The sequence below is a fragment of the Pseudomonas sp. FSL R10-2189 genome (genome assembly GCF_009600325.1).
Lineage (GTDB): Bacteria > Pseudomonadota > Gammaproteobacteria > Pseudomonadales > Pseudomonadaceae > Aquipseudomonas > Aquipseudomonas helleri.
The window spans coordinates 135,459-160,448 of record NZ_WIVZ01000008.1 but is presented as its reverse complement, the minus strand read 5'-3'; the positions used below and the strand labels follow the sequence as shown (position 1 = coordinate 160,448).

Genomic DNA, 24,990 nt, shown 5'->3' with positions numbered 1-24,990 from the left:
TAACCAATTACATAGCCAGGTGCTTGCTGAAGTCAGGAGGGTTTAGAAATCAGCTACACCCTTAAATGCGAAGAGCCAGTAATTGTAGCCAGAGAATACAGCCTTAATTGCACTGACAAGTTCACTGAGTTCTTCTTGTTTACACACATATCCCGCTGCCCCCGATTGCATGCAGCGCATGGCAAACAACGCCGGTGACTGGGCCGTCAAGACCAGGGTTTTGAGGGTTGAGTTCATGGCGTTAAAGCGCGCCAGTACTTCCAGTCCGTCGAGTTTGGGGATGCTGATATCGAGAATGATCAGGTCAGGGACACATTCGCGAATCATTTGCATAGCATCTACGCCATTGTCGGTTTCACCGACTATTTCATAACCTTCATGTTCTAACAACATACGAATGGCCAAGCGGATTACTGGATGATCGTCGACAATAAAAATCGTGTTCATATTGAATTCCCATAAAGAGCTGCATAGAAAGCGCGCACCTTAGCTCAGATATATGGATTGAGACACGAAGCGATCAGCCTACAAACGTAGTATGGGAATATTCCTACATTAAATAAGGCGTGAACTCACGAATTGTTCGGGGAGTGGCGGCGGTTTAATATCGTGCTGAATCGTTTGATGGCTGTTTTGCCGTTAGTGTGTTTATAGAGTCTTATTAAAATTAGGATTATTCCTACATATACTTCTGTTTTTGTGTGGTGATTTTTTTTGCCCGGATTTAAATGCTCGATAACGTCATTTTTTCTGGGTTTTTAACTATGCAGTGTTTAAAAAATAAAAACGGTTACAACTTGTGTGTTCATCACCTTGTGGTCGTTCCTTCAGCAACGACCACAAGGTGCTGCCTCACTCAGGCAGGGCTGGAGCGGCCGGTCATCTCCTTGGCCATTTCGGTGGCATAGCTATCGGTCATGCCAGCAATAAAGTCGATGATGCGCATAAACGAGCGATGCAAGGGCCAGTTCGGGTCTGGGGCGTTGTGGCCGAGCAAATCGAGGATGCGACGGTTTTTGAACGATAAGGTTTTGTGTCCGTGTTGTTCCAGTGCCGCCCCACAAAAAGCGTTTAACAAGATTTCCAGCGTGGTGTAAGCGCCGATTTCATGCAGGGTTTTACGTTTGTCCTGGAAGATCTTTTTACGCGCCATGTTCTTGGCATCCAGCACGCAGCGCTTGGCCGTGCCATGCATGTGTTCCACCAGATCGCCGGGCAGCGTGCCCGCCAGCAAGGCGTCCTGCTGTTCGACAAAGGCGCGGGCGGCAGCATTGGTCAGGTGCTCAATGGCCTTGCCGCGCAAAATCGCCAGCTTGCGGCGTTCTGAGTCTTGCGGGCCAAGCTGGCGATAGGTCTCGGGCAAATCATCGCCCACCAGATTCAGCAGCAGGGACTCGACCTCGGCGTAATGCAGCAGGTCCATTTCCAGGCCGTCTTCAAGGTCAATCAAGGCATAGCAGATGTCGTCCGCGGCCTCCATCAGGTACACCAGCGGATGGCGTGCCCAGCGTTGCTCTTCGATTTGCGGCAGCCCTAATTTGTGGGCAATCCCTTCGAGCAAATGCAGCTCGCTTTGATAACAACCGAACTTGTGCTTCTTGTACCCCAGAGAGTCGGCATGCCGGGCGGTCCACGGGTATTTGAGGAACGTACCGAGGGTGGCATGGGTTAGCCGCGTGCCACCGTCGAACTGATGGTATTCAAGCTGTGTCAGCACCCTGAACCCTTGGGCGTTGCCTTCAAAGTTCAAGAAGTCATTGCGCTCGGCCTCACTCATGTCGTCCAGCCAGCCCTTGGCAGCAGCCTGCTGGAACCAATGGCGGATGGCATCTTCGCCGGAGTGGCCGAAGGGCGGGTTGCCGATGTCATGGGCCAGGCAGGCCGATTGCACCACCATGCCCAGGTCGGCGGGGTCGCACCATTCGGGCAGGGCGCTGCGAATGGTTTCGCCCACGCGCATTCCCAGCGAGCGGCCAACGCAACTGACCTCCAGCGAATGGGTAAGGCGGGTATGAATATGGTCGTTGCTGCTGACCGGGTGCACTTGGGTTTTGCGCCCAAGCCTTCGAAAGGCGCCGGAAAAAATAATCCGGTCGTGATCCTTGTGAAAGGGACTGCGCCCGAGCTCTTCGGCGCTGTAATGAGGTTTTCCGAGACGTTCGCGGTTAAGCAGGGTTTGCCAATCCAAGGCGCAGCGCTCCATCAAATGACTGATGCCGCAGCTTCTCGCTTCAGGCGGGTTGGTGCAAGGCTTGGCGCTTAAGTTAAGCAGCGAGCATGCTTGCGATCTTTTGATCATGAAAACCAAAAGACCGCGAGCTGTGCGTCAGGGCTTGCGCGAAGAACCCTGAATCACCAGTTTGATCAACGGCAACAGCCCGGTGGTCAGCCCGATTAAACGGGACACGCCACCGGAGCCTTTGCTTTTAGTGCCTTTGCCGGTCAAAAAGCCCAGCAGGGTCACCACCGCCACACCCCACAGCGGGGCGTGCTTGATCCCCAGGTGTTCTTTCCAGTTGCTGGTGACACCGCGCATTTTGTTTAACGGCTCCAGCAATTGTTGCGACTCATGACGAATCTCCTGGCGGTGCATTTCCATGCGCAGGCGAATCAGCATTTTGCGCATGTCACGACGCGAAGCGTTTTGCGGCATTTCAGGCAGGCTCATGGCAACAAACGCTCCCGGTCTTTGGCCAGCTCTTCGAGCGTGGCGTTGAAAGGAGAGGACTCATCAAACACGGCCGCTTTAAGGCGCAAACCACAGAACGCCGCCGCCAGGGTGTAAAAGACGCAGAGCCCGATAATGCCGGGCAGCCGATAACTGTCCCAGAGCACGATCAATACCAGCGCCGACAGGCCGAGCAGCAATAGCAACCCGAACACCAGTGCCAGCCCGGCGAACAGCAACAGGCTGACAGTCCGTGCTTTCTGTTCTTGCAGCTCAATGCCCAGCAACTCGACGTGGCTGTGCAGCAGACCCAGAAACGCGGCACCCAGGCGCCGCGGTGAGGAACGAGGGGAGCCGGATTCTTCGTCTGTCATATCAGCGCCGGGTGGCCAGCAGGCCAATCAAAAAGCCGACCCCGGCAGCAATGCCGACCGATTGCCACGGGTTGCTCTGTACATAGTCTTCGGCAGCGGTCACAGCGGCTTCACCGCGCTCCTGCAAGGACTCTTTGGTGTCTTCCAGTGAGGCACGCGCCTTGATCAGGCTCAGCTTGATCTTGTCGCGCAGTTCATCGGCCTGGTCACCGGCCAGCGCAGCACTGTGTTCCAGCAAGCGTTCTGCGTCGTTGACCAAGGTCTCGAGATCGGCTTTAAGGATTTCTTGAGCATTCTTTGCTGTTATGCGGGCCATGATTAACTCCGTGTGTGGCTTCTTGATGGTTCGAGTGTAGGCATTCGCTGAAGGTTCACTACTTTTCTTCACAACAGATCAATGCGCTGACCTGCTGTTGCCCTGGAGCACCCAGACTAGACGGCTTAACCCTGAGCGGAAGCAAACCTTACCTTAAATCATTCGTCGTCGCGGGGAAAACCCGGTGTGTCTAGTGGCTCGCTGCTCTCAAAACAACCTTCCAGCAAGTGATAGCGGTTATGCCGCACTTCATCAACGCGGTGGCGGACAGTTCTTTCGGGCAGCCCCAGCAATATCAGGGCGTGTGAGGCCAGCATCAAGCTGGATTCAAGCAATTCGGGCACCACTTCGGTGGCGCCGGCGGCCTTGAGCTCGGTAAGCCGGCTGTCGTCGCGGGTTCTGACCAGAATCGGCACTGCGATGGTGATGAGGCGGGCTTCTTTCAGTACGCTCATGGCTATTTCGGTGTTGTCCACGGCAATCACCAGCAAACGGGCACGATCAACGCCCACCGCCCGCAACAAATCGCCACGGCGGGCATCACCGTAATGCACAGTGCTTTCGGTTTTGTTGGCTTTCTGGATCTGATCCGGGTCGTAGTCCAGAGCGATAAAGTCCTGATTTTCACGGTGCAGGAAGCGCCCGATGGACTGACCGACCCGGCCAAAGCCGCAGATCACCACATGCCCCTGCAACTCGGCACTTTGCTCGGTGATTTTTTCCAGCTCGGCTTCTTCGTTCGAGGTGTGGTGCAAGCTGGCGGCGATGCGAGGGGCGGCGCGTAGCAACAGCGGGGTGAGCAACATGGAGCAGAACGTAGCGGCCAACAAGTAAGGGGCGTATTGCGACGGGATCAGCGCGTTGAGCTGCATTTGTGCCATCAGCGCGAAACAGAACTCACCGCCTTGGGCCAATGCCAGGCCGCTGCGCCAAGCGGTCTCGCCATCGCTGCCGCGCAGCTTGACCAGTATCGCCACAACTGTGCCTTTGATGAGCATCAGCGCCAGGGTGAGGCCAACAATCAAGAAGCCGTGGTGCAGGAACAATTGCAGGTCGATGAGCATGCCGATGCTGACGAAAAAAAGACCCAGCAGGATGTCGCGAAAAGGCCGTATGTCGGCCTCGATCTGGTGTCGGTAATGGCTTTCACCCAGCAACATGCCCGCCAGGAACGCGCCGAGCGCCGGGGACAACCCCAGCAAGTGGGTCAACCAGGCCGTGACTAGAACGATCACCAGGGCCAGCAGCACAAACAGTTCGGCAGAACGTGAGGCCGCCACCTCGTGAAACAGGCGCGGCAGTACGAAGCGGCTGGTGATCAGCAAGCCGACAAACAGAATGATGGTCTTGCCCAAGGTGATCGGCAGCGCCCAATACCAGGCCTGTTCGCTGCTGCCGGCAAACACCGGTACCAGCGTCAGCAGCAATACGGCCACCACATCCTGGAACAGCAACACGCCAATCGCGTTCTGGCCGTGGGGGCTGAAAATTTCCCCCAGGCTGGTCAGCTCTTTGCTGACTATGGCCGTGGAAGACAGGGCCAGGCCTGCGCCCAGCAAAAAGGCGCTGCTGGCTGACATGCCAAAGGCAAGCAGCAGGCCGCCCAGGACCACGGCGGTGCAGATCACTTGCAGGCTGCCGAGGCCAAAGACCACGCGGCGCAGCTTGAGCATTTTGGGCAGCGAGAACTCCAGCCCCAGCGAGAACAGCAAAAACACCACCCCCAACTCGGCGAGGTCTGGCAGGTCCGGGCTGTTATTGACCCAGTTCAGCGCCGTTGGGCCGATGAACAGGCCGACGCACAAATAACCCAGCACCGGCGGCAGTTTCAGGCGTCGAAACAGGGCAATGACCACCAGTGACGAGGCGAGGATGATTAACAAATTGGCAAACACTAAGCGCTTCCTTCACTCATTTTTCTAGCTGAGCACTCTGTATGGGCCACAAGAGCACGCCAGTACGTAGCGTAGTCGCAAGCAGCGGTGTAAAGCGATTGCTCTGATCAGCTTTGCTGCATAAGCGCTGTCGACAGGCGGGTCGACGTGCCCGGGCAAGGCTCCTAAACTGAATGCCCATCCCACACAGGTTAATGATCATGCTTCCCGAATGTCAGTTGTTCGGCACCTTGGGTTGCCATCTGTGCGAATTGGCTGAAGACGTCGTGATGCCGTTGGTGCTGGATAACGGCTTGCTGGTTGAGCTGATTGATATCGCCGACAGTGAAGAATCGGTTGAGGCCTACGGCTTGCGCATCCCCGTATTGCGTCGGGTCGACACTGGCGCTGAACTGGACTGGCCGTTTGACACTGAGCAGGTCGCCCACTTTCTGCTGTAGCTTGTGGCGCACTGTGCGCGATAATCGCGGGCTGCTTTTCTTGCCCAGAGTTTTTTATGTCGACCCAGCTTTTCAACGCCGCCGAGCATCAAGCCAGCACCTTGTACTTGCCACCGGGTCATTGGCGGACGGTACTCGACTGTTTGTGCGAGCACTTTCGGGCTATCAGCCGTGAGCAATGGCTGGATCGAATTGCCCGTGGCCGAGTACTGGACGCCCACGGCGTGCCGATCAGTCCGCAGTTGGCGTACAAAGAAGGCCTGCGCATTCATTACTTTCGCGAAGTGCCCAACGAAACGCCGATTCCGGTGCAAGAAACCATTTTGTATGCCGACGAGCATTTGGTGGTGGCCGACAAACCGCACTTTCTGCCCGTGACCCCGGCGGGCGAGTACGTCGAGCAAACCCTGCTGCGCCGTTTGATCCGCACGCTAGATAACCCCAATCTGGTGCCATTGCACCGGATCGACCGGCACACGGCGGGGTTGGTGCTGTTCTCTGCGAACCCGAGCAGCCGCTCGGCGTATCAGTCGTTATTCCCTACGCGCAACATTGAAAAACGCTACGAAGCCATTGCCCGGGCCTTGCCAGATCTGGCATTGCCGCGCGTGCACAAAAGCCGTCTGGTGGAGGGCGAACCGTTTTTCCGCATGCAAGAAGGGCCGGGCGCCAGTAATACCGAAACCCGTGTCGAAGTGTGCGAGAAAAACGGCGATCTGTGGCGTTACGCGCTGTACCCGGTCACGGGCAAAAAACACCAGTTGCGCGTGCACATGGCAGCGCTGGGAGCGGGGATCTGCAACGATCCGTTTTATCCCGAGGTCATCAAGGACGCCGTGGATGACTACGCCAAGCCCCTGAAGCTGCTGGCGCAGGGCCTGCGTTTTGCCGACCCGCTGACCGGCGAGGAGCGTTTTTTCGAGAGCCGGATCCACCTTGACTGGTAATTGAGCGTCGCGAAAATCCTGACGAAACCGGGCAGTCAGATTGGGTCTCAAGGGTCTTGATGAGAGCCGAAAAACAAGCCAAAGTCGCTGAAAATGCCAGGATTGTCGGACAAAATCAAACATGAAAAACTCTTCATAAACTGCCTCCTCGAAGATTGGTAGCTTCCTCAGCGCTGCCCACTCATTCGAGTCCTAATAATGAATAAAAAAATGCTCAAAAGCGCTTTGGCGCTATCTGTTGCTGTTGCCTCGACTCAACTGCTCGCCGGTGGTTTCTCCCTTAACGAACAAAGTGTCAGCGGGATGGGAACCGGTTTTGCCGGGCGCTCCTCTTCTGCCGACGATGCCAGCACCGTGTATGGCAACCCTGCCGGTATGTCCCGCCTCAAGCAAAACGAAGTCAGTGTTGGCGCCACTTACCTGGATGCCAAATCCACCATCAAGGACGCCAGCTCTACGCAGTTTGGCGCTGATAACCCGGGCACCAACAAAGGCGACATGGTACCCGGCATTGGCGTGCCGTTCGGCTACCTGGTCACCCCGATTGACGAGCATTGGGCCTTTGGTCTGGGCGTTTATGCTCCGTTCGGCCTGGTGACTGACTATGAGAGCAGCTTCCAGGGCAACGGTTTTGGCAGCAAAAGCAAAGTGCAAGTCATCACCACTCAGCCGACCGTCAGCTATGCCTTTAACGATAAAGTCTCGGTGGGTTTCGGGCCGACGTTTAACCGTCTCACCGGCGAGCTGGATTCCAAAGTGCCGGCGTTTGGACTGGGCAATGAAACCGTCAAGATCAAGGGCGACGACAACGCCATCGGCTTTAACGCCGGGCTGTTGGTGCAAGCGCTGGACAGTACCCGCTTCGGTGTGACGTATCACTCGCAAGTGGTTTACCACCTGAGTGGCCACACCAATGCCTCGGGCTTGCTCTCAGACCTGGTGGACGGTGGGCCGCAGCGTTACGGCGCCAAGCTGAATATCACCACGCCGTCGTCGGTAGACTTCTCGGTCACTCATCAACTCAACGATGACTGGACCCTCTATGCGGGCAGTACCTACACCCGCTGGAGCCAGTTGAAGAAAATTACGGTCAATAACTCCGGCGTGTCCGACGGTAGCAGCGAACTGGCTTCAATTACCGAGGTGCAGAACTGGCATGACACGTGGTCGCATGCCATCGGCGCGGCGTATCGGGTCAATAAGCAGTTGGTGTTGCGCACCGGTCTAACGCTGGACCAGACCCCCACCAACAATACCGACCGCTCGGTACGGATTCCTACGGGAGACCGGACAGTATTCAGCGTCGGTGCCGGTTGGACACCCGTGGATAACCTGACTTTCGACGTTGCCTATTCCTACCTCAAGGAACAGCCGATCAAGGTTCATGACAGCCAGCCCGCGCTGGGCCTGACCTACGACGCCAAGTATGAAAACAGCGCCAATGGCTTTGGTGGCTCGGTGACCTATCGCTTCTGATCGCGCAGTCTCAGCAACAGCCAGATTTTTTGCAGACGCGTTAAACAACAAAACCCGCACTTGGCGGGTTTTGTTGTTTAACGCATAAACCCGAAGGCTTACAGTTCTTTAACGGTACGAACCTGGTCTTTATTGATGCGGGTTTCTTTACCGTCCAATTGTTTGAACTGGTAAAAGCCCGACGACGAGTCGTACTTAGGGGCGTCGACTGTCTGGATTTCACGGCCATCATTGAGTGTGATCACGCTTGGCGAGGAGCAACCAGCAAGGGCGGCCAGGCCTGCAGTGAGCATAAGAGCGGCCAGAGTCCGATGAGTCATGTTTATCTCCAACAAATAGGGGTGCTGTTATTAATCACTGTCCTTGAGACGTATACATCGCTCTCAAGTTCCGTGGTTAGCCACAAGAACAGCGCGTTAGCTTATATCAGTAAGTCAGCAGTGTTGAAGTTGCTTAACCGTGAATCATTTTCGGGGCATTGTACGGGCTGTGCATTGAGCTGGAGCATGATTTTTCGCGGGCTGCGTTCGCCCGTGTGCCAGGCTGCTTCGAATGCCGGTGCCAATGCCGTCGGGATCACACAAAACAACGGCTCCCAGTGTTCGCCCTGACACACCATGTGCGGTGTGTCCGGCGCGAGGGCGGCGGCAGCGAGCAGCGTGCCGAGCAGCTCGCCATTGACCCTGGGCACATCGCACGGCAGCACCAGCAGGTGTGAATGCCGGGCCGCCGCCAGGCCCGCCCGAATGCCCGCCAGCGGCCCGTCAAAGTCATCATTGCCATCGCTCACCAACTGGTCGGCATAGGCGGCGTAGCGGTCGTGGTTGCGATTGCAGGAAATGATCAAGTCATCGGTCAGCGCGCGCGCCGCCTGCTGCACATAAGCAATCAGCGGCTGCCCGCGCCACGGCACCAGGCCTTTGTCCTGGCCACCCATACGCTGGCCCCGGCCCCCGGCCAGAAGCAAAATCGAACTCTGAAACGGCTGCATGAATGGGCTACGCTCCGTCTGGCGAATAAGGGCGTGATATAACACCCACCTGTTTTTCCTACAACCGGACCCCGTTTATGAAAGCCAAAGTTGATGCGCCTTTCGTTCCTTTGAACATTGCGGTGTTAACCGTCAGCGATACCCGGACCCTCGAAACCGACACGTCCGGGCAAGTCTTTGTCGATCGTTTGAGCGAGGCAGGGCACCATTTGGCGGCGCGGGTATTGCTCAAGGACGACCTGTATAAAATTCGCGCCCAGGTGGCGACCTGGATTGCCGATGATGAAGTGCAAGTGGTGTTGATCACCGGCGGCACCGGCTTTACTGCGCGTGATAGCACGCCAGAGGCGGTGAGTTGCCTGCTGGACAAGCAGGTCGATGGTTTTGGCGAATTGTTCCGCCAGATCTCCGTGGCCGATATCGGTACTTCGACCGTGCAATCACGCGCCTTGGCCGGTTTGGCCAATGGCACGCTGGTGTGCTGCCTGCCGGGTTCGACCAACGCAGTGCGTACCGGTTGGGACGGCATTTTGGCCGAGCAACTGGATGCCCGTCACCGCCCTTGCAACTTTGTCGCGCACTTGAAGCAGGCACCGGCCTGTGAAACCCGTGGGTAAGCCGGGGCGCACGGGCGAATTGATGCCCGTTGAAGTCGCACTGGCGCAATTGCTGGCGCTGGCCGAGGCAGCACCAATCCGTGACAGCGAGTCAGTGCTGTTGGCCGACAGTGACGGGCGAGTGCTGGCCGATGACCTGGTGGCAAGCCTTGATTTGCCGCCGTGGCCCAACAGCGCCATGGACGGTTACGCACTCAACCTGGCTGACTGGACGGGCGAACCGCTGCCTGTCAGCCAGCGGATTTTTGCCGGGCAAGCGCCTGAGCCTTTGACGCCGGGCACGTGCGCACGGATCTTCACCGGCGCGCCGGTTCCGCAGGGCGCCGATTGCGTCGAAATGCAGGAAAACGCTCAGGTCCAGGCCGATGAGCGGGTGTTGTTCACTGAGACGCTGACCGTGGGGCAGAACATTCGTCCTCAAGGGCAGGAAACCACCGTGGGCGAAACCGTGCTGACGGCAGGTACCCGGCTGGGACCGATCGAGCAGGGGTTAGCCGCGTCTCTGGGCTGCGCCACGCTCAAGGTAATTCGCCGGGTCAAAGTGGCCGTGTTGTCGACCGGTGACGAGCTGATTGAGCCGGGTCAGCCGTTGGGGCCGGGGCAGATCTACAACAGCAACCGCGTGGTGCTGTGCAGTTGGTTGAAGCGCATGGGGTGTGAGGTGGTCGACGCCGGAATTTTGCCCGACGACCTGCCTGCCACCCGGCAGCGTTTGGCGGCGCTGGGTGCGGTTGACCTGATCTTGTCCACGGGCGGTGTCTCGGTGGGGGAGGCGGACTTCCTCGGGATAGCCCTGCGTGAAGAGGGCGAACTGGCCCTGTGGAAACTGGCGATTAAACCCGGAAAACCCCTGACCTTTGGGCATTTTCGCGGTGTGCCGGTGATTGGCTTGCCGGGTAATCCGGCCTCGACCCTGGTGACCTTTGCATTGCTGGCCCGGCCTTACCTGTTGCGCCGTCAGGGCGTACAAGACGTTGCGCCGTTGAAGTTTCAAGTGCCAGCCGGGTTCGTCTGGGCCAAGCCGGGCAATCGTCGCGAATACCTGCGTGGCCGGCTGGATCAAGGCCGGGCAATCATTTACAAAAACCAGAGCTCAGGCGTTTTACGCAGCGCTGCTTGGGCCGATGGGCTGGTGGAAGTGCTTGAAGGCAGCACGCTGGCCGAAGGCGACGGGGTCGGCTTTATCCCGCTAAGCGAAGTGCTGGGCTAACCCCCTAACGCGCAGGAACTGCCGCAGCCTGCGGCAGCTCCTATCAAACATAAAATAAGTGATTGATTCTAAAGGCCCTGTAGGAGCGAGCTTGCTCGCGATCTTTTGATCTTGGTCTAAGAGCCCCTCACCCTAGCCACTCCCGAAGGAGAGGGAACCGATTGGGGGTTGCTGAAGATACTCGGAGGCCTGTTTGCTGCGCGACAGCGCGGCGTCGAAGACGTGGTGGCCCCTTTTATCAAACATAAAATAACTGATTGATCCTAAAGGCTCTGTAGGAGCGAGCTTGCCTCGCGATCTGTTGATCTTGATCTGGCTTTTGATCTAAGAGGCCCCGTTAAACCACGCTGGCCGAACGCAGGTGTTGCGCAGTGGGTAACCCGGCAGGACGCCGGGTTAGCCGCGACACGGCCAGGGATGGCCGATCGCAGCCTTCGTACCTCGTCAGCGACTACAGTGTCCTGTTTTACGCGCCTCCGCGCGGCGTCAAAGATCGGGCGGCAGCTCCGCGTTTATGGCGTTTCTGTGCGCCCATACACGTCATTGAAGCGCACGATGTCGTCTTCCCCTACATAGTCCCCGCATTGCACTTCGATCATCACCAACTCAACGTCGGTTGGGTTCACCAGGCGGTGCGCGCGGCCTGCTTTGATATAGGTCGATTCATTGCTGCCCAGCACAAACTGCTGGTCGCCATTGGTCACCTGTGCGATGCCGCTGACGACGATCCAGTGTTCGCTGCGGTGGCGGTGCATCTGCAATGACAAGGCGCCGTGCGGCTTGACCACGATGCGTTTGAGTTTGAACCCCGGGCCTTCTTCCAGCACGGTGTAGCTGCCCCAGGGCCGTGTCACGCTGCGGTGCAGGCGATACGTATCGTGGCCTTGTTGCTTGAGCGCCTGAGCGATGTATTTAACATCCTGGCTGCGGGTCGCATCGGCGATCAGCAGTGCATCGGCGGTGTCGATGATGATCAAATCCTTGAGGCCCACCCCGCCGACCAGCCGCGTAGGCGAGTCGATGTAACAACCCTGCACATCGTGCAGCACGGTGTGCCCGGTGCACTGGTTGCCATTGGCATCGGCGGGGCTCAATTCACGCACTGCCTGCCAACTGCCAATGTCACTCCAGCCGAGTTGGCAGGGCACGACGGCGACTTTTTTCGAGAGTTCCATCAACGCATAGTCAATGGAAATATCGGCCGCCTGAGCGAAGGTCTGGCTGTCGAGTTCGCGATGGCGTTGCTGCGGGCCTTCAAAAACCGGGCTGTGCTCAAGGCACTGGCTCACGGCCTGGAGGATCTGCGGCGCATGTTGCGCAAGCTCTTGCAGCAGGCTGTCGACGCGCATGCAGAACATTCCGCTGTTCCACAGGTGCAGGCCGTCCTCCAGGTACTGCTGGGCGGTGGCCGCATCCGGTTTTTCAATGAAGCGCGCCACGGCACACCCGTCGCCTTTTTCGATGTAGCCAAACCCCGTCTCGGCCCTGGTCGGCTGAATACCGAACGTCACCAGCCAGCCCTGATCGGCCAACTGCCGGGCGCTGTCGACGGCCTGCTGGAAGGCCGCGATGTCGCTGATCAGATGATCGGCCGGCAGCACCAGCAGGTGCGCATCTGCGCCGTAACGTTGGGCCACGTGCAGCGCGGCAGCGGCGATGGCGGGGGCGGTGTTGCGGCCGAAGGGCTCAAGGATGAAGTCCAGCGCGACGTCGTCCGCCGGGTGCTGGCGATAGTCGTCAAGCGTACGGAAATACACGTCGCGGTTGGTCACGGTCAGCAACTGGCTCACACCCGGCAAGCCGGTGGCGCGTTGAAAGGTCTTTTGCAGCAGGCTCTGGCCATCGGGCAGGCGCATGAAGGGCTTAGGCATGGCTTCACGCGACACCGGCCACAGTCGGGTGCCCGCGCCACCGGCGATGATGCAGGGAATGAGTGGGCTCATTCAGAACGCCTCCAGGGGCAATGGGCTGCGGTTGGGGGGGGAAGTCTGACGGGTTCTGGCGGTTTGATCGACCCGTTGACGGCCCTGAAAGGTTTTTTTGCAAATAAACCGCCTGAGTTGGGCCTTTCTTGATCGGTTGTTGTCCAACCCTACGGACTGACCAGGAGATGCGGCATGAGTGCAGGAAAGGCATTTTTGATTTTGCACGGCAAGCAAGCCATGAACGAAGACGTTCGGGCCGCTGTCGAGCAGCAACGTGCAGGCGGGCGCGAGCTGACGGTGCGCCTCACGTGGGAAGCCGGGGACGCGCAGCGTCTGGTGGGCGAAGCGCTTGAGGCCGGTTACGAGCAGTTGATTGCAGGTGGGGGTGACGGCACGTTGCGTGATGTGGCCGAAGCAATGGCACAGGCACAGACCACCGCCAGCCTGGTGCTGTTGCCGTTGGGCACGGCCAATGACTTTGCCCGTGCGGCGGGGGTGCCGCTGGAACCCGGCCCGGCCTTGGGGCTGCTGGACGTACCGGCCCGGCAGATCGATTTGGGTGAAGTTGGCGGGCAGTACTTTTTGAACATGGCCACAGGCGGCTTTGGCAGCCAGGTCACCGCCAATACCTCAGAAGACTTGAAAAAAGTCATCGGCGGCGCGGCCTACCTGTTTACCGGGCTCTCGCGTTTTACTGAGTTGCAAGCGGCCTATGCCGAGTTGCAAGGCCCCGATTTTCAGTGGCAAGGCCAGTTACTGGCGCTGGGCATTGGCAATGGCCGCCAGGCGGGCGGTGGGCACGAGTTGTGCCCGCAGGCATTGGCCGATGATGGCTTGCTGGACGTGAGTATCCTGCCCGCGCCACAAGAGGTGGTGGGTACGGTGAAAAACCTCATGGCGGGCGGCTGGGGGCTGGACAACCTGTTTGTCCGGGCGCGCCTGCCATGGGTAGAGATCAAGGCCGCGCAAGGGCTGGCGCTTAACCTCGATGGCGAGCCGCTAACGGGCGATAGCTTGCGCTTCAGCGCACACAAAGGTGCGCTGCGCGTGCATCTGCCGCAAAACTCGCCGCTGCTGAGTCCTTGATCGAGAAAGATGTCATGTGGCCACTATTTTTACGGCGTGAGAGCAGGGAAGGGTCAAGAATCGACGTGTCGTGTCGATAGCCTAGGACCTTTCGCACACACGCCCAGGAAATATCTATGGCCGGCATTCTCGACACGGTAGACCAGCGCACACAGTTGGTCGGTGAAAACCGACTGGAACTTCTGATGTTTCGCCTTGCAGGGCGGCAGTTGTTCGCAATCAACGTGTTCAAGGTGCAAGAAGTGCTGCAACTGCCCAAGTTGACCCTGATGCCCCATCGCCATCGGCATGTGTGCGGGGTCATCAACTTGCGCGGCAAGACCCTGCCCGTCATCGATCTTTCCCAAGCCATCGGCATGCGCCCGGTGGTGCCGGGGCCCGACAGCACGATCATCGTCACCGAGTACAACCGCTCGATTCAGGCCTTTCTGGTGGGCAGTGTGGACCGGATCGTCAACATGAACTGGGAAGCCATCCTGCCGCCGCCCGCCAGCGCCGGGCGCCACCATTATTTGACCGCCATCAGCAAGGTTGACGAGCAACTGGTGGAAATCATCGACGTGGAAAAGGTCTTGGCCGAGATCGTGCCGTACAACGCCAAAGTCTCCCCCGACAAGCTGGCCGACCCATTGCTGGAGCGCGCGCGGGGCCGTGAAGTGCTGTTGGTCGATGATTCCAGTGTGGCCTTGGCGCAGTTGCGGGAAACGTTGTCGCAGTTGGGGATCAAAATGCATGTCGCCAGCGACGGCCTCAAAGCCTTCAACATGCTCAAGGCCTGGGCCGATTCCGGGCAGGTCATGACCGACAAGCTGCTGATGGTGTTCACCGACGCGGAAATGCCTGAAATGGATGGTTACCGTTTAACCACAGAAATTCGTAACGATCCTCGTCTGCGCAGCTTGTATGTGGTACTTCACACTTCCTTGTCCGGCAGCTTCAACGAGTCGATGGTGAAGAAGGTGGGGTGTGACAACTTTCTCTCCAAATTCCAGCCGGATAAATTGGTGGAGGTCGTTCGTCAGCGCTTGATGCTGGACGAAGTGCCTGCCTGATCCTGCCCCAGTGGGGGGATCTTTGCAGGCCCTAAGGCTTCTATACTGTGGCTTTTTTACCTTGCAGGGATCTGACCCATGCTTCGTCTGAGTGCGCTGTATCGCTTCCCACTGAAATCCGGCAAAGGCGAAAGCCTGCCGCTAGCCCGATTGGACAAGCTGGGGCTGGTCGGTGATCGACGCTGGATGCTCGTGGACGAAGCGAGCGGGCGATTCCTGACGCAGCGCACAGAGCCAAAAATGAGCCAGCTGTCGGCTCTGTGGAATGGAGCGGGCGGCCTGACCTTGAGTGCCCATGGGTTTACGCCTCTGGAGGTGGCGTTACCGAACCCGGACGACAATCTGCGCGGTGTGACCATCTGGCGCGACACCTTGCGCGTGCCGGATGCCGGAGATGAAGCGGCGCAGTGGTTAAGCGGCTTTATCGACAAGCCGGTGCGGCTGGTGCATGTGCCGCTGCAACGCGCGCGCATGACAGAATCGGGCTACGGGCAGGATGATGACAAAGTGGCGTTCGCCGATGGTTTCCCCTTGCTGCTGATTGGTCAGGCCTCGCTGGATGACCTTTCGCAGAAAGTAGGGCGGTCGCTGGAGATGCTGCGCTTTCGCCCCAACCTGGTGATTGAGGGCAGCGAAGCGTTTGCCGAAGACGGCTGGAAGCGCATCCGCATTGGCGATGTTGAGTTTCGTGTGGTCAAGTCGTGCTCGCGTTGCATCCTCACCACGATCGACCCGCAGACCGGCGAGCGGGACGCTAATCGTGAACCCTTCACGACCTTGAACAACTATCGCAAACAGGAAGGTGGCGCGATGTTTGGGCAAAACCTGGTGAACGACGGCGAAGGCGTGCTGGAAGTCGGCATGCCAGTCACCATTCTGGAATAACTGCAGTAGCGAGCTTGCCTCGCGATCTTTTGACCTTAAAAAGATCGCGAGACGAGCTCGCTCCTACAGGGTTTCGTCAATTATTGATCATCAAAATACCGCTCATGCCAGTCCACCAGCGGCTGTGGCACGTTGAGCTTCTGCCCGTAGATCACCGAATAAGACAACACGTTCTGCACGTATTGGCGGGTTTCGTCGAACGGGATGCTTTCAATCCACACGTCAAAGCCCAAATGGTTCGCGCCCTTCAACCACTGACGCACCCGGCCCGGGCCTGCGTTGTAGGCCGCTGAGGCGAGCACGCGGTTGCCATTGAACTGGCCGTGTACCTGGCTCAAGTAAGCGGCGCCCAACTGGATGTTTTTGTCCGGGTCCAGCACTTGCTGTGGCGAGGCCAGCGGGATGCTGAATTTGCGGGCAGTCTCTTTGGCGGTGGCGGGCATCAATTGCATCAAGCCGCTGGCGCCCACGCCGGAGCGGGCGTCATCCATAAAGGCGCTTTCCTGACGGGTAATGGCGAATACCCAGCTTGAATGCAGGCCGCGGACTTTAGCTTCGCGTACCAGGGTGTCGCGGTGCGCCATCGGGAAGCGAATGTCCAGATCGTCCCAATACTGCGCCTGACTGATGGTACGAATGGCCGGGAAATACCACTTGAGGTCGTAAGCCAGCTTGGCCTGGGCGACCATTTCGTCACGGTTGAAGTGACGGCTGACGTAGTACCACTCACGCCGACCATCCACCACCTGGCCCCGGGCATGGAACTCCAGGGCGCGCTGAATACCCGGTGTATTGCGTACCTTGTTGACCAGTTGCGGGCTGAGCACCAGCGGCTTGTTGTTGAGCTTGTAAGGCGTTTGCGCCCGATCGGCGGCCAGGAAACCGTAGAAGTCACGTTCCTTGGCGACATTCTTGAGCAGCACCAGCGCTTGCGGGTTTTTCGGCTCGGCCAGCTCCAGGCTGCGGGCCTGCCAGTAGCGCCAGCGGTTAGTGGTTGCGAGGTCTTGCGGCAGTTTTTTGGTCAGCTGATACGCGTCTTCCCAGCGCGCCAGGCGCAACAGCAGGCGCAGGCGCCATTCGGTGACGGTGTTGTCACGCAGCTCCGGGTCGTACTGGGTCATGATGGCCAGGCCACGGCTGTCGTAACGACGGGCGAACGTCAGGCCGATTTCCCGGGCGATTGACACTTTTTCGTCACGGGAAAAGTGCATGTTGTTGGCATAGGTGTCGAGCAGCGACGCGGCTTTTTCCGGGTCCTGGCGGGCGAGACGGCGCAGACCCAGGCCGACCGCATCCGACATGGCTTCACTGGCCGGCAAGAACACCGAAGGCTGGCTGAGCATGTCGGGCTTTTGCGCCACGGCGATCATCAGCTTGGCTTGCGGGCCCAGCGTGGTCAGCCCGCTGGCCAATGAGGTGGCCAGCGCATAGTTGCGTGCTTCGGCGGCCAGTTTGACCCGCTGCCAGCGCTTTTGCTCGGTCAACTGGCCTTCGGCGGCCCATTGCCCGAACAGGGCGTCACAGGCGGTAGGTTGGGCTTTGCCCACCAGCCACAGTTTTTCGGCGCTGGCATAGCCTTCAGCCTTGAGGTTGTGGCTGATCTGGTATTGGCCATTGAGGCAATCCAGCTCGGTGAAATTGAGCTTGGGGTCGTAATACTTGACGAAGGTTGCCCAGTCGCCACGCTCGGCCAGCCAGCGCAACCAGCGCAACCTCATCCAGTTGGACTGTGGCAGGTCGCCGTGCTCGGCTAAAAACTGTTCGATTTCGGCGTTACTGGCAGATTTGAGGCGTGCGGTCAGCTCGTCGTAGGCCAGGTAAGGGGTCAGCGGGTACGTGCGCAGGGCGGCGGCATTTTGAAAGTAAGGGCCGGAGTCACCCTTGGCCAAGGCGCGCTTGGCGTCATCGTACAGTTGACGTTGTTGGGTCAGGTCTGCAGCCAGCGTTGATTGCACGGCGCAGGTAGAGAGCAGCAGGCAGGATAAAAAGTTGAAAAGGCGACTGCGCATGAGGCTTCCGTACAGATTGAAAACACGACACGTGCAGCGCTCGGCTGCACAGACTGTGTCGTAGCTTAGCCTTTTGCCGGCAACCCGTGAAAGCCTTGGCGGCTAACCGGTGCATCTTGTTCAGAAATGAACGGTAGACGCGCCCGTACACGAAATACCCGGCCGCCTGCGGGCTCAAATCAGGTAGAATGCGCGCCCAGTTTTTGGAGAAGCTCATGACCCTGCTCAAATTCAGCGATGTGTCCCTTGCTTTCGGCTCTACGCCGTTGTTGGACAAGGTGTCCTGGCAGATCGCCCGTGGAGAGCGGGTGTGCATCATCGGCCGCAACGGCACCGGCAAGTCCAGCATGATGAAGCTGGTTAAAGGTGATCAAAAGCCTGACGACGGCTCTGTCTGGCGCGCACCCGGGCTCAAGATTGGCGAATTGCCGCAAGAGTTGCCGGTAGCCGACGGACGGACAGTGTTCGACGTGGTGGCTCAAGGTCTGGACGGTGTCGGCGAATTGCTGGCCCAGTACCACCACCTTAGCCAGAACATCGTCACCGATGCCGACCTGGACAAACTGATGCACGTCCAGCAAGACCTTGAAGCCCGTGATGGCTGGCGCTTGCAGCAATTGGTCGACAGCACCCTGAGCCGCCTGCAGTTGCCGGCTGACAAAACCCTCGCCGAGTTGTCGGGTGGCTGGCGTCGTCGCGTCCTGCTGGCGCAAGCACTGGTTTCCGAACCTGACTTGCTGTTGCTCGACGAACCGACCAACCACTTGGACATCGGCGCAATTGCCTGGCTGGAAGAGGCCTTGAAGGACTTCCAGGGCGCTGTGCTGTTCATCACCCACGACCGTTCCTTCTTGCAGAACCTGGCAACCCGGATTCTGGAGCTGGACCGGGGTGGCCTGATCGACTGGAACGGCGACTACGCCAGCTTCCTGGTGCACAAAGAAGCCACCCTGGCCGCAGAAGAAACCGCCAACGCGCTGTTCGACAAGCGTCTGGCTCAGGAAGAAGTGTGGATTCGTCAGGGCATCAAAGCCCGTCGTACCCGTAACGAAGGCCGTGTTCGTGCCTTGAAAGCCTTGCGTGTAGAGCGCAGCGAGCGTCGTGAGCGCACCGGCAAGGCCAACATCCAGCTCGATACCGCTGAAAAGTCCGGCAAACAAGTGATGGTGCTGGAAAACGTCAGCTTCGCTCACCCGGGCGGCCCGTTCCTGGTCAAAGACTTCTCGATGGTCCTGCAGCGCGGCGACCGCATTGGTCTGCTGGGCGCTAACGGTACCGGCAAGACCACGCTGCTCAAGCTGATGCTGGGCGGCCTGCAACCCACCGACGGCAAAGTGGAAGAGGGCACGCGCATCGACGTGGCGTACTTCGACCAATTGCGCCACCAGTTGGACCTGGAAAAGACCGTGATCGACAACGTGGCTGAAGGCCGCGACTTTATCGACATCGACGGTCAAAGCCGCCACGTCCTCAGCTATCTGGGTGACTTCCTGTTCAGCCCGCAGCGTGCCCGCACGCCGGTCAAGGCGCTGTCAGGTGGTGAGCGTGCGCGTCTGTTGCTGGCCAAGCTGTTCAGCAAGCCGGCCAACTTGCTGGTACTCGACGAACCGACCAACGACCTGGACGTAGAAACCCTCGAGTTGCTTGAAGAAGTGTTGTTGACCTTCCAGGGCACTGTGCTGATGGTCAGCCACGACCGGGCATTCCTCGACAACGTGGTCACCAGCACGCTGGTCTTCGAAGGTGAAGGCAAAGTACGTGAATACGTGGGCGGTTATCAGGACTGGCTGCGTCAGGGCGGTTCGCCGCGTCTGCTGGGCGTCACCGAAAGCAAGTCGGGCAAGGCTGACTTGAATTCGGCGGTGGTCACGGCGGCACCGGCTCCGGCCGCTGCACAGCCTGCACCTGCGGCGAAAAAGAAGCTCAGCTACAAGCTTCAGCGCGAGCTGGAAGCGTTGCCGGGCGACATCGATGCCAAAGAGCAGGCCATCGCGGCTGTCGAGGCTGAAATGGCCGAAGCCGGTTTCTACCAGCGTCCTGCCGCTGAAACCGCTGCTGTGATTGCCAAGCTGGAGAAGCTGCAAGCCGAGCTTGATCAATTGGTCGAGCGTTGGGCCGAGCTGGATGCCTGAGTGACGATGCGTTGAAACAAAAAGCCCGGCCCTTTAATCAGGGCCGGGCTTTTTGTTATGCGCAGTGGCGAGCCTTACTTGGTTTTTTCATGTTTCTCATGTTTCTCATGAGTTTCTGATTTTTCATGTTTCTTAAGGCTCACGGCCAGTACATCGCACGGTGCGCCGTGCAGCACGTCGTTGGCGGTAGAACCCAGCAACAGCGCCAGACCGTGGCGGCCATGGCTGCCGACGACGATCAGTTCGCAGCCGTGCTCTTTGGCAAAGCCGTGGATTTCCTGGCGTGGTTGGCCGTATTTGAGGTGGCAGTTGTCTTTGGACAGTTGCGGGTAGATGTCGATCAGGCGCTCAAGACGCGCTTTGGCCTGGTCGAACTGCTGTTGCTGAAGCTGTGACAGGTCCATGGGGACGTCACCACCAAAGGCCATCGCCATGGGCTCGACGATATGGATGAGCGACAGTTTTGCATTGTTCGCTTCAGCGCTGGCGCTGGCGCGATAGATTACGGGGTCGCATTCTTCGGTCAGGTCGACGGCAACTAAAATATGTTTGTAGGGCATCGGCGAGGTCATGTGAAGCGTTCCTGTAAGGGAGATTAATGATGAGTATGGCCCGTTTATTGAGGCGTGTTATGGATCGGGATCAACTCGTTTATAAAGTGATGAGAGTAGAAATATGACGGTATGGATCGTGGTGTCAATCCTGGTGCTGGTTCTGAGCCCTTTGGCCTGGCTGCGACCTTCGCGGCGCCAGAGTGGTCGCATGGCATTGCGCATGGAAGCCCGGCGCATGGGGTTGGCAATGCAACTGGCGAGCCAGGAATGGCCGCACTGGCTTGAACCTGAGCCGCCGGGCTCGTGTGCGCAGTTTCATCGTCCGCGTCGGGGTACTAAGCCTGAAGTCTGGTGCTATTGGCAATCAGCGCCGGGAATATGGGTCAATCAGTGGCGTGAAGTCTGCACGGATGAGCGCTTGCTGACCCAGTTCAACAAATTACCGGCCAACGTGTACAAAGTTGAAGCCGGGCCACAGATGATTGCCTTGTACTGGGGCGAAAAAGGCGAGCCAGACGTCCTGCAAGCCATTGATCAAGTGCTTAAAGCCTTGGCGTAAACCGCTATTTTGTAGTCGCTGACGAGGCACGAGGCTGCGATGGGTTGCGAAGCGACCTCCTCAGCGACGGTCCTGCGGCCCGTATCGCAGCCTCGTGCCTCGTCAGCGACTACGGTGTGCTGTCCTGCCGTAAATCCCTGTCTATCCTTGTCTGCTCTTGCGCGGGTTTTAAATCTGACCGGTGAGTCGTTTTGTCATCCTTGTTTTGGACAATTGACAATCGTTGGCTTTTCCGTGAATGTGTCGACACCCAAATCAAACGGGCGTATGAATCGGGTGTTTGTCTTGTCAGACGATGCTCGCAGAATCCCGACTATCGCGTTGGCGGGTGTGCCTGGCGGATTGGCATCAGCATTGACACAACGGTCAATGACAGCCAGACGCTAGCGTCCGACGTGTACTGTTCAGCTTCCATATCGTGGAGATCAGTTGATGATTTACGAAGGTAAAGCCATCACGGTTACGGCTCTTGAAAGTGGCATCGTCGAACTCAAGTTCGATCTCAAGGGTGAGTCCGTCAACAAGTTCAACCGTCTAACCCTGAACGAATTGCGTCAGGCAGTGGATGCGATCAAGGCAGATGCTTCGGTCAAGGGTGTCATCGTTTCCAGTGGCAAAGACGTCTTCATCGTCGGCGCTGACATCACCGAATTCGTCGAAAACTTCAAGTTGCCGGATGCCGAGCTGATCGCGGGCAACCTCGAAGCCAACAAAATCTTCAGTGATTTCGAAGACCTCAATGTCCCGACGGTTGCCGTGATCAATGGCATAGCGTTGGGTGGCGGTCTGGAAATGTGCCTGGCTGCGGACTTCCGCGTCATGGCCGACAGCGCCAAGATCGGCCTGCCAGAAGTCAAGCTGGGCATCTACCCGGGCTTCGGCGGCACCGTCCGTCTGCCACGTCTGATCGGCGTTGATAACGCGGTTGAGTGGATCGCCTCGGGCAAAGAAAACCGTGCCGAAGACGCGCTGAAAGTCAGCGCGGTTGATGTCGTGGTGCCGGTTGCCAAGCTGGCAGACGCTGCACTGGACGTGATCAAACGCGCCATCAGCGGCGAGCTGGACTACAAGGCCAAGCGCCAGCCAAAGCTTGAAAAACTCAAGCTGAACGCGATTGAACAAATGATGGCTTTCGAAACCGCCAAAGGTTTCGTTGCAGGCCAGGCTGGCCCGAACTACCCGGCGCCGGTTGAAGCGATCAAGACCATTCAGAAAGCCGCGAACTTCGGTCGCGACAAAGCGCTGGAAGTGGAAGCGGCAGGCTTTGCCAAACTGGCCAAAACCTCGGCTTCGAATGCCTTGATCGGCTTGTTCCTGAACGATCAGGAACTGAAGAAAAAAACCAGGATCTACGACAAGATCGCCAAAGACGTGAAGCAGGCCGCCGTTCTTGGTGCCGGCATCATGGGTGGCGGTATTGCCTATCAGTCGGCTTCCAAAGGTACGCCGATCCTGATGAAGGACATCAACGAGCACGGCATCGAGCAAGGTCTGGCAGAAGCCGCCAAGCTGCTGGTGGGCCGCGTTGATAAAGGTCGCATGACCCCGGCCAAAATGGCTGAAATCCTTAACGGTATTCGTCCTACCTTGTCTTACGGTGATTTCGGCAACGTCGACCTGGTTGTCGAAGCCGTTGTTGAAAACCCGAAGGTCAAGCAAGCGGTATTGGCTGAAGTGGAAAACCACGTGCGTGAAGACGCCATTCTTGCGTCCAACACCTCGACCATTTCCATCAGTCTGCTGGCCAAGGCGCTCAAGCGTCCTGAAAACTTTGTCGGCATGCACTTCTTTAACCCGGTGCACATGATGCCACTGGTTGAAGTAATCCGTGGCGAGAAGTCCAGTGATCTGGCGGTTGCCACCACGGTTGCTTACGCCAAGAAAATGGGCAAGAACCCGATCGTGGTCAACGACTGCCCGGGCTTCCTGGTCAACCGCGTCCTGTTCCCGTACTTCGGCGGTTTCGCCAAGCTGGTCAGCGCCGGTGTCGACTTTGTGCGTATCGACAAAGTGATGGAAAAATTCGGCTGGCCGATGGGCCCTGCCTACCTGATGGACGTGGTCGGTATCGACACCGGTCACCACGGCCGTGACGTAATGGCTGAAGGCTTCCCGGATCGCATGAAAGACGACCGTCGCTCGGCAGTCGATGCGCTGTACGAAGCCAACCGTCTGGGTCAGAAAAACGGCAAAGGTTTCTACGCCTATGAGGCGGACAAGAAAGGCAAGCAGAAGAAAGTCGTGGATTCCAGCGTGCTTGAAGTGCTCAAGCCGGTTGTCTACGAGCAGCGCGACGTCACCGACGAAGACATCATCAACTGGATGATGATCCCGCTGTGCCTGGAAACCGTACGTTGCCTGGAAGACGGCATCGTTGAAACGGCAGCCGAGGCCGACATGGGTCTGGTCTATGGCATTGGCTTCCCGCTGTTCCGTGGCGGCGCGCTGCGCTACATCGACTCGATCGGTGTGGCAGAGTTCGTAGCCCTGGCTGATCAGTACGCTGAACTGGGCGCGCTGTACCACCCGACTGCGAAGCTGCGTGAAATGGCCAAAAACGGTCAGAGCTTCTTCGGTTAAGCGCCCCATTAGAGTGAGAGTGAAATTATGAGCTTGAATCCTAGAGACGTGGTGATTGTCGACTTCGGTCGCACCCCGATGGGCCGCTCCAAGGGTGGCATGCACCGCAACACCCGCGCCGAAGACATGTCGGCGCACCTGATCAGCAAAGTGCTGGAGCGCAACAGCAAGGTTGACCCGGCTGAAGTCGAAGACGTGATCTGGGGCTGTGTTAACCAGACCCTGGAGCAAGGCTGGAACATCGCGCGCATGGCGTCGCTGATGACCCAGATCCCGCACACGTCGGCGGCACAAACCGTGAGCCGTCTGTGCGGCTCGTCCATGAGCGCACTGCACACCGCCGCGCAAGCCATCATGACCGGCAACGGTGATGTGTTTGTCGTGGGCGGCGTCGAGCACATGGGCCACGTGAGCATGATGCACGGCGTTGACCCTAACCCGCACATGTCGCTGTACGCAGCAAAAGCGTCGGGCATGATGGGCCTGACCGCTGAAATGCTTGGCAAGATGCACGGCATCACCCGTGAGCAGCAGGATGCCTTTGGCGTGCGTTCGCATCAGTTGGCCCACAAGGCAACGATTGAAGGCAAGTTCAAGGACGAAATCATCCCGATGCAGGGGTATGACGAAAACGGCTTCCTGAAAGTTTTCGACTACGATGAAACTATCCGTCCGGAAACCACCCTGGAAAGCCTGGCCGCCTTGAAGCCAGCCTTCAACCCTAAAGGCGGGACCGTGACTGCGGGCACTTCGTCGCAGATCACCGACGGTGCTTCGTGCATGATCGTCATGTCCGCCCAGCGCGCCAAAGATCTGGGTCTGGAGCCGCTGGCCGTGATCCGCTCGATGGCACTGGCAGGTGTGGACCCGGCAATCATGGGCTATGGTCCAGTACCGGCAACACAAAAAGCATTGAAGCGCGCAGGCTTGAATATGGCCGATATCGACTTCATTGAGCTTAACGAAGCTTTCGCTGCACAGGCCCTGCCAGTGCTGAAAGATTTGAAAGTGCTCGACAAGATGAATGAGAAGGTTAACCTGCACGGCGGTGCAATCGCTCTGGGCCATCCATTTGGATGCTCGGGTGCTCGCATCTCCGGCACTTTGCTCAATGTGATGAAGCAAAATGGCGGCACTTTCGGGTTGTCCACCATGTGCATTGGTCTTGGCCAGGGCATTGCCACTGTCTTCGAACGCGTCTAAAGCGTTGCGTTGATGGAAGCCGGGGCCATGTGCCCCGGTTTTTGTTTTCAGGCTTTTTTTATTTTTTCTTG

22 protein-coding genes and 1 pseudogene are annotated in these 24,990 nt (G+C 58.2%); 12 read left to right on the top strand and 11 right to left on the bottom strand.

Annotated features, from left to right (window positions below; genetic code table 11):
* Positions 1–75: 75 nt before the first annotated feature.
* The 6 genes and pseudogenes from GHO32_RS09245 to GHO32_RS09220 form a co-directional block, all read right to left on the bottom strand.
* Positions 76–447: pseudogene (locus GHO32_RS09245) on the bottom strand (response regulator transcription factor); the annotation flags it as partial.
* A 409-nt stretch (positions 448–856) separates the two neighbouring features.
* Complete coding sequence (locus tag GHO32_RS09240) at positions 857–2,188, bottom strand: deoxyguanosinetriphosphate triphosphohydrolase (RefSeq protein WP_153334217.1); 1,332 nt, start codon at positions 2,186–2,188, stop codon at positions 857–859.
* Between the two features lie 138 nt (positions 2,189–2,326).
* Entirely contained in the window at positions 2,327–2,668 is a 342-nt protein-coding gene (locus tag GHO32_RS09235) for a hypothetical protein (protein WP_153330800.1), read from the bottom strand.
* Positions 2,665–3,042, bottom strand: a complete 378-nt coding sequence (locus GHO32_RS09230; protein ID WP_153334219.1) for a phage holin family protein — start codon at positions 3,040–3,042, stop codon at positions 2,665–2,667. The genes GHO32_RS09235 and GHO32_RS09230 overlap by 4 nt, the downstream gene beginning before the upstream one ends.
* Position 3,043: 1 nt before the next feature.
* Positions 3,044–3,358, bottom strand: a complete 315-nt coding sequence (locus GHO32_RS09225) for a YqjD family protein (RefSeq protein ID WP_153334221.1) — start codon at positions 3,356–3,358, stop codon at positions 3,044–3,046.
* Between the two features lie 158 nt (positions 3,359–3,516).
* On the bottom strand, positions 3,517–5,253 hold the full coding sequence (locus GHO32_RS09220; protein WP_368668369.1) for a cation:proton antiporter: 1,737 nt from the start codon (positions 5,251–5,253) through the stop codon (positions 3,517–3,519).
* 200 nt (positions 5,254–5,453) lie between these two features.
* On the opposite strand from GHO32_RS09220, the gene GHO32_RS09215 reads away from it, so the two are divergent.
* The 3 genes from GHO32_RS09215 to GHO32_RS09205 all read left to right on the top strand — a co-directional run bounded on the left by GHO32_RS09215 (position 5,454) and on the right by GHO32_RS09205 (position 8,116).
* The gene (locus GHO32_RS09215) at positions 5,454–5,693 is read left to right on the top strand and encodes a glutaredoxin family protein (RefSeq protein ID WP_153334223.1); all 240 of its coding nucleotides are present in this window, start codon (positions 5,454–5,456) and stop codon (positions 5,691–5,693) included.
* A gap of 56 nt (positions 5,694–5,749) precedes the next feature.
* Positions 5,750–6,640, top strand: coding sequence for a pseudouridine synthase (locus tag GHO32_RS09210; RefSeq protein ID WP_153334225.1), 891 nt, complete (start codon positions 5,750–5,752; stop codon positions 6,638–6,640).
* Positions 6,641–6,838: 198 nt separating this feature from the next.
* Complete coding sequence (locus GHO32_RS09205) at positions 6,839–8,116, top strand: OmpP1/FadL family transporter (protein WP_153330801.1); 1,278 nt, start codon at positions 6,839–6,841, stop codon at positions 8,114–8,116.
* A 98-nt stretch (positions 8,117–8,214) separates the two neighbouring features.
* Here the strand turns inward: GHO32_RS09205 and GHO32_RS09200 are convergent, their stop codons facing one another.
* Entirely contained in the window at positions 8,215–8,436 is a 222-nt protein-coding gene (locus tag GHO32_RS09200; RefSeq protein ID WP_048368724.1) for a YgdI/YgdR family lipoprotein, read from the bottom strand.
* Positions 8,437–8,537: 101 nt separating this feature from the next.
* Positions 8,538–9,107 (bottom strand): molybdenum cofactor guanylyltransferase MobA, encoded by a 570-nt coding sequence (gene mobA, locus GHO32_RS09195; RefSeq protein ID WP_153334227.1) that lies wholly within the window; start codon positions 9,105–9,107, stop codon positions 8,538–8,540.
* A gap of 77 nt (positions 9,108–9,184) precedes the next feature.
* Between mobA and moaB the strand changes: the two genes are divergently transcribed.
* Positions 9,185–9,724 (top strand): molybdenum cofactor biosynthesis protein B, encoded by a 540-nt coding sequence (gene moaB, locus GHO32_RS09190; protein WP_048368722.1) that lies wholly within the window; start codon positions 9,185–9,187, stop codon positions 9,722–9,724.
* Complete coding sequence (gene glp, locus GHO32_RS09185) at positions 9,708–10,934, top strand: gephyrin-like molybdotransferase Glp (RefSeq protein WP_368668370.1); 1,227 nt, start codon at positions 9,708–9,710, stop codon at positions 10,932–10,934. The genes moaB and glp overlap by 17 nt, the downstream gene beginning before the upstream one ends.
* Positions 10,935–11,446: 512 nt before the next feature.
* Here glp and GHO32_RS09180 read toward each other — a convergent pair.
* Positions 11,447–12,877 (bottom strand): mannose-1-phosphate guanylyltransferase/mannose-6-phosphate isomerase, encoded by a 1,431-nt coding sequence (locus tag GHO32_RS09180; RefSeq protein WP_153334229.1) that lies wholly within the window; start codon positions 12,875–12,877, stop codon positions 11,447–11,449.
* 174 nt (positions 12,878–13,051) lie between these two features.
* Here GHO32_RS09180 and yegS point away from each other — a divergent pair, with 174 nt between their 5' ends.
* The 3 genes from yegS to GHO32_RS09165 all read left to right on the top strand — a co-directional run bounded on the left by yegS (position 13,052) and on the right by GHO32_RS09165 (position 15,882).
* Positions 13,052–13,945: a lipid kinase YegS gene (gene yegS / locus GHO32_RS09175; protein ID WP_153334231.1), complete on the top strand. Its 894-nt coding sequence runs from the start codon at positions 13,052–13,054 to the stop codon at positions 13,943–13,945.
* 116 nt (positions 13,946–14,061) lie between these two features.
* Positions 14,062–14,997 (top strand): chemotaxis protein CheV, encoded by a 936-nt coding sequence (locus GHO32_RS09170; RefSeq protein ID WP_153334233.1) that lies wholly within the window; start codon positions 14,062–14,064, stop codon positions 14,995–14,997.
* Between the two features lie 78 nt (positions 14,998–15,075).
* Positions 15,076–15,882: an MOSC domain-containing protein gene (locus GHO32_RS09165; protein ID WP_153334235.1), complete on the top strand. Its 807-nt coding sequence runs from the start codon at positions 15,076–15,078 to the stop codon at positions 15,880–15,882.
* 80 nt (positions 15,883–15,962) lie between these two features.
* Here GHO32_RS09165 and GHO32_RS09160 read toward each other — a convergent pair whose 3' ends face one another.
* A complete protein-coding gene (locus GHO32_RS09160) occupies positions 15,963–17,891 on the bottom strand; it encodes a transglycosylase SLT domain-containing protein (RefSeq protein WP_123750240.1) in 1,929 nt (642 codons plus the stop codon).
* Positions 17,892–18,106: 215 nt separating this feature from the next.
* Between GHO32_RS09160 and GHO32_RS09155 the strand changes: the two genes are divergently transcribed.
* A complete protein-coding gene (locus tag GHO32_RS09155; RefSeq protein WP_048368810.1) occupies positions 18,107–20,023 on the top strand; it encodes an ATP-binding cassette domain-containing protein in 1,917 nt (638 codons plus the stop codon).
* 74 nt (positions 20,024–20,097) lie between these two features.
* Here the strand turns inward: GHO32_RS09155 and GHO32_RS09150 are convergent, their stop codons facing one another.
* Positions 20,098–20,583, bottom strand: a complete 486-nt coding sequence (locus GHO32_RS09150) for a universal stress protein (RefSeq protein ID WP_153334272.1) — start codon at positions 20,581–20,583, stop codon at positions 20,098–20,100.
* A 115-nt stretch (positions 20,584–20,698) separates the two neighbouring features.
* On the opposite strand from GHO32_RS09150, the gene GHO32_RS09145 reads away from it, so the two are divergent.
* The 3 genes from GHO32_RS09145 to fadA all read left to right on the top strand — a co-directional run bounded on the left by GHO32_RS09145 (position 20,699) and on the right by fadA (position 24,919).
* Positions 20,699–21,136 carry a hypothetical protein gene (locus GHO32_RS09145; protein ID WP_123750242.1) on the top strand — a complete coding sequence of 146 codons (438 nt, stop codon included), beginning with the start codon at positions 20,699–20,701 and terminating at the stop codon, positions 21,134–21,136.
* Positions 21,137–21,568: 432 nt separating this feature from the next.
* Positions 21,569–23,716 carry a fatty acid oxidation complex subunit alpha FadB gene (gene fadB, locus GHO32_RS09140; protein ID WP_153334236.1) on the top strand — a complete coding sequence of 716 codons (2,148 nt, stop codon included), beginning with the start codon at positions 21,569–21,571 and terminating at the stop codon, positions 23,714–23,716.
* Between the two features lie 27 nt (positions 23,717–23,743).
* Positions 23,744–24,919: an acetyl-CoA C-acyltransferase FadA gene (gene fadA, locus GHO32_RS09135; protein WP_048368713.1), complete on the top strand. Its 1,176-nt coding sequence runs from the start codon at positions 23,744–23,746 to the stop codon at positions 24,917–24,919.
* Positions 24,920–24,990 lie beyond the last annotated feature (71 nt).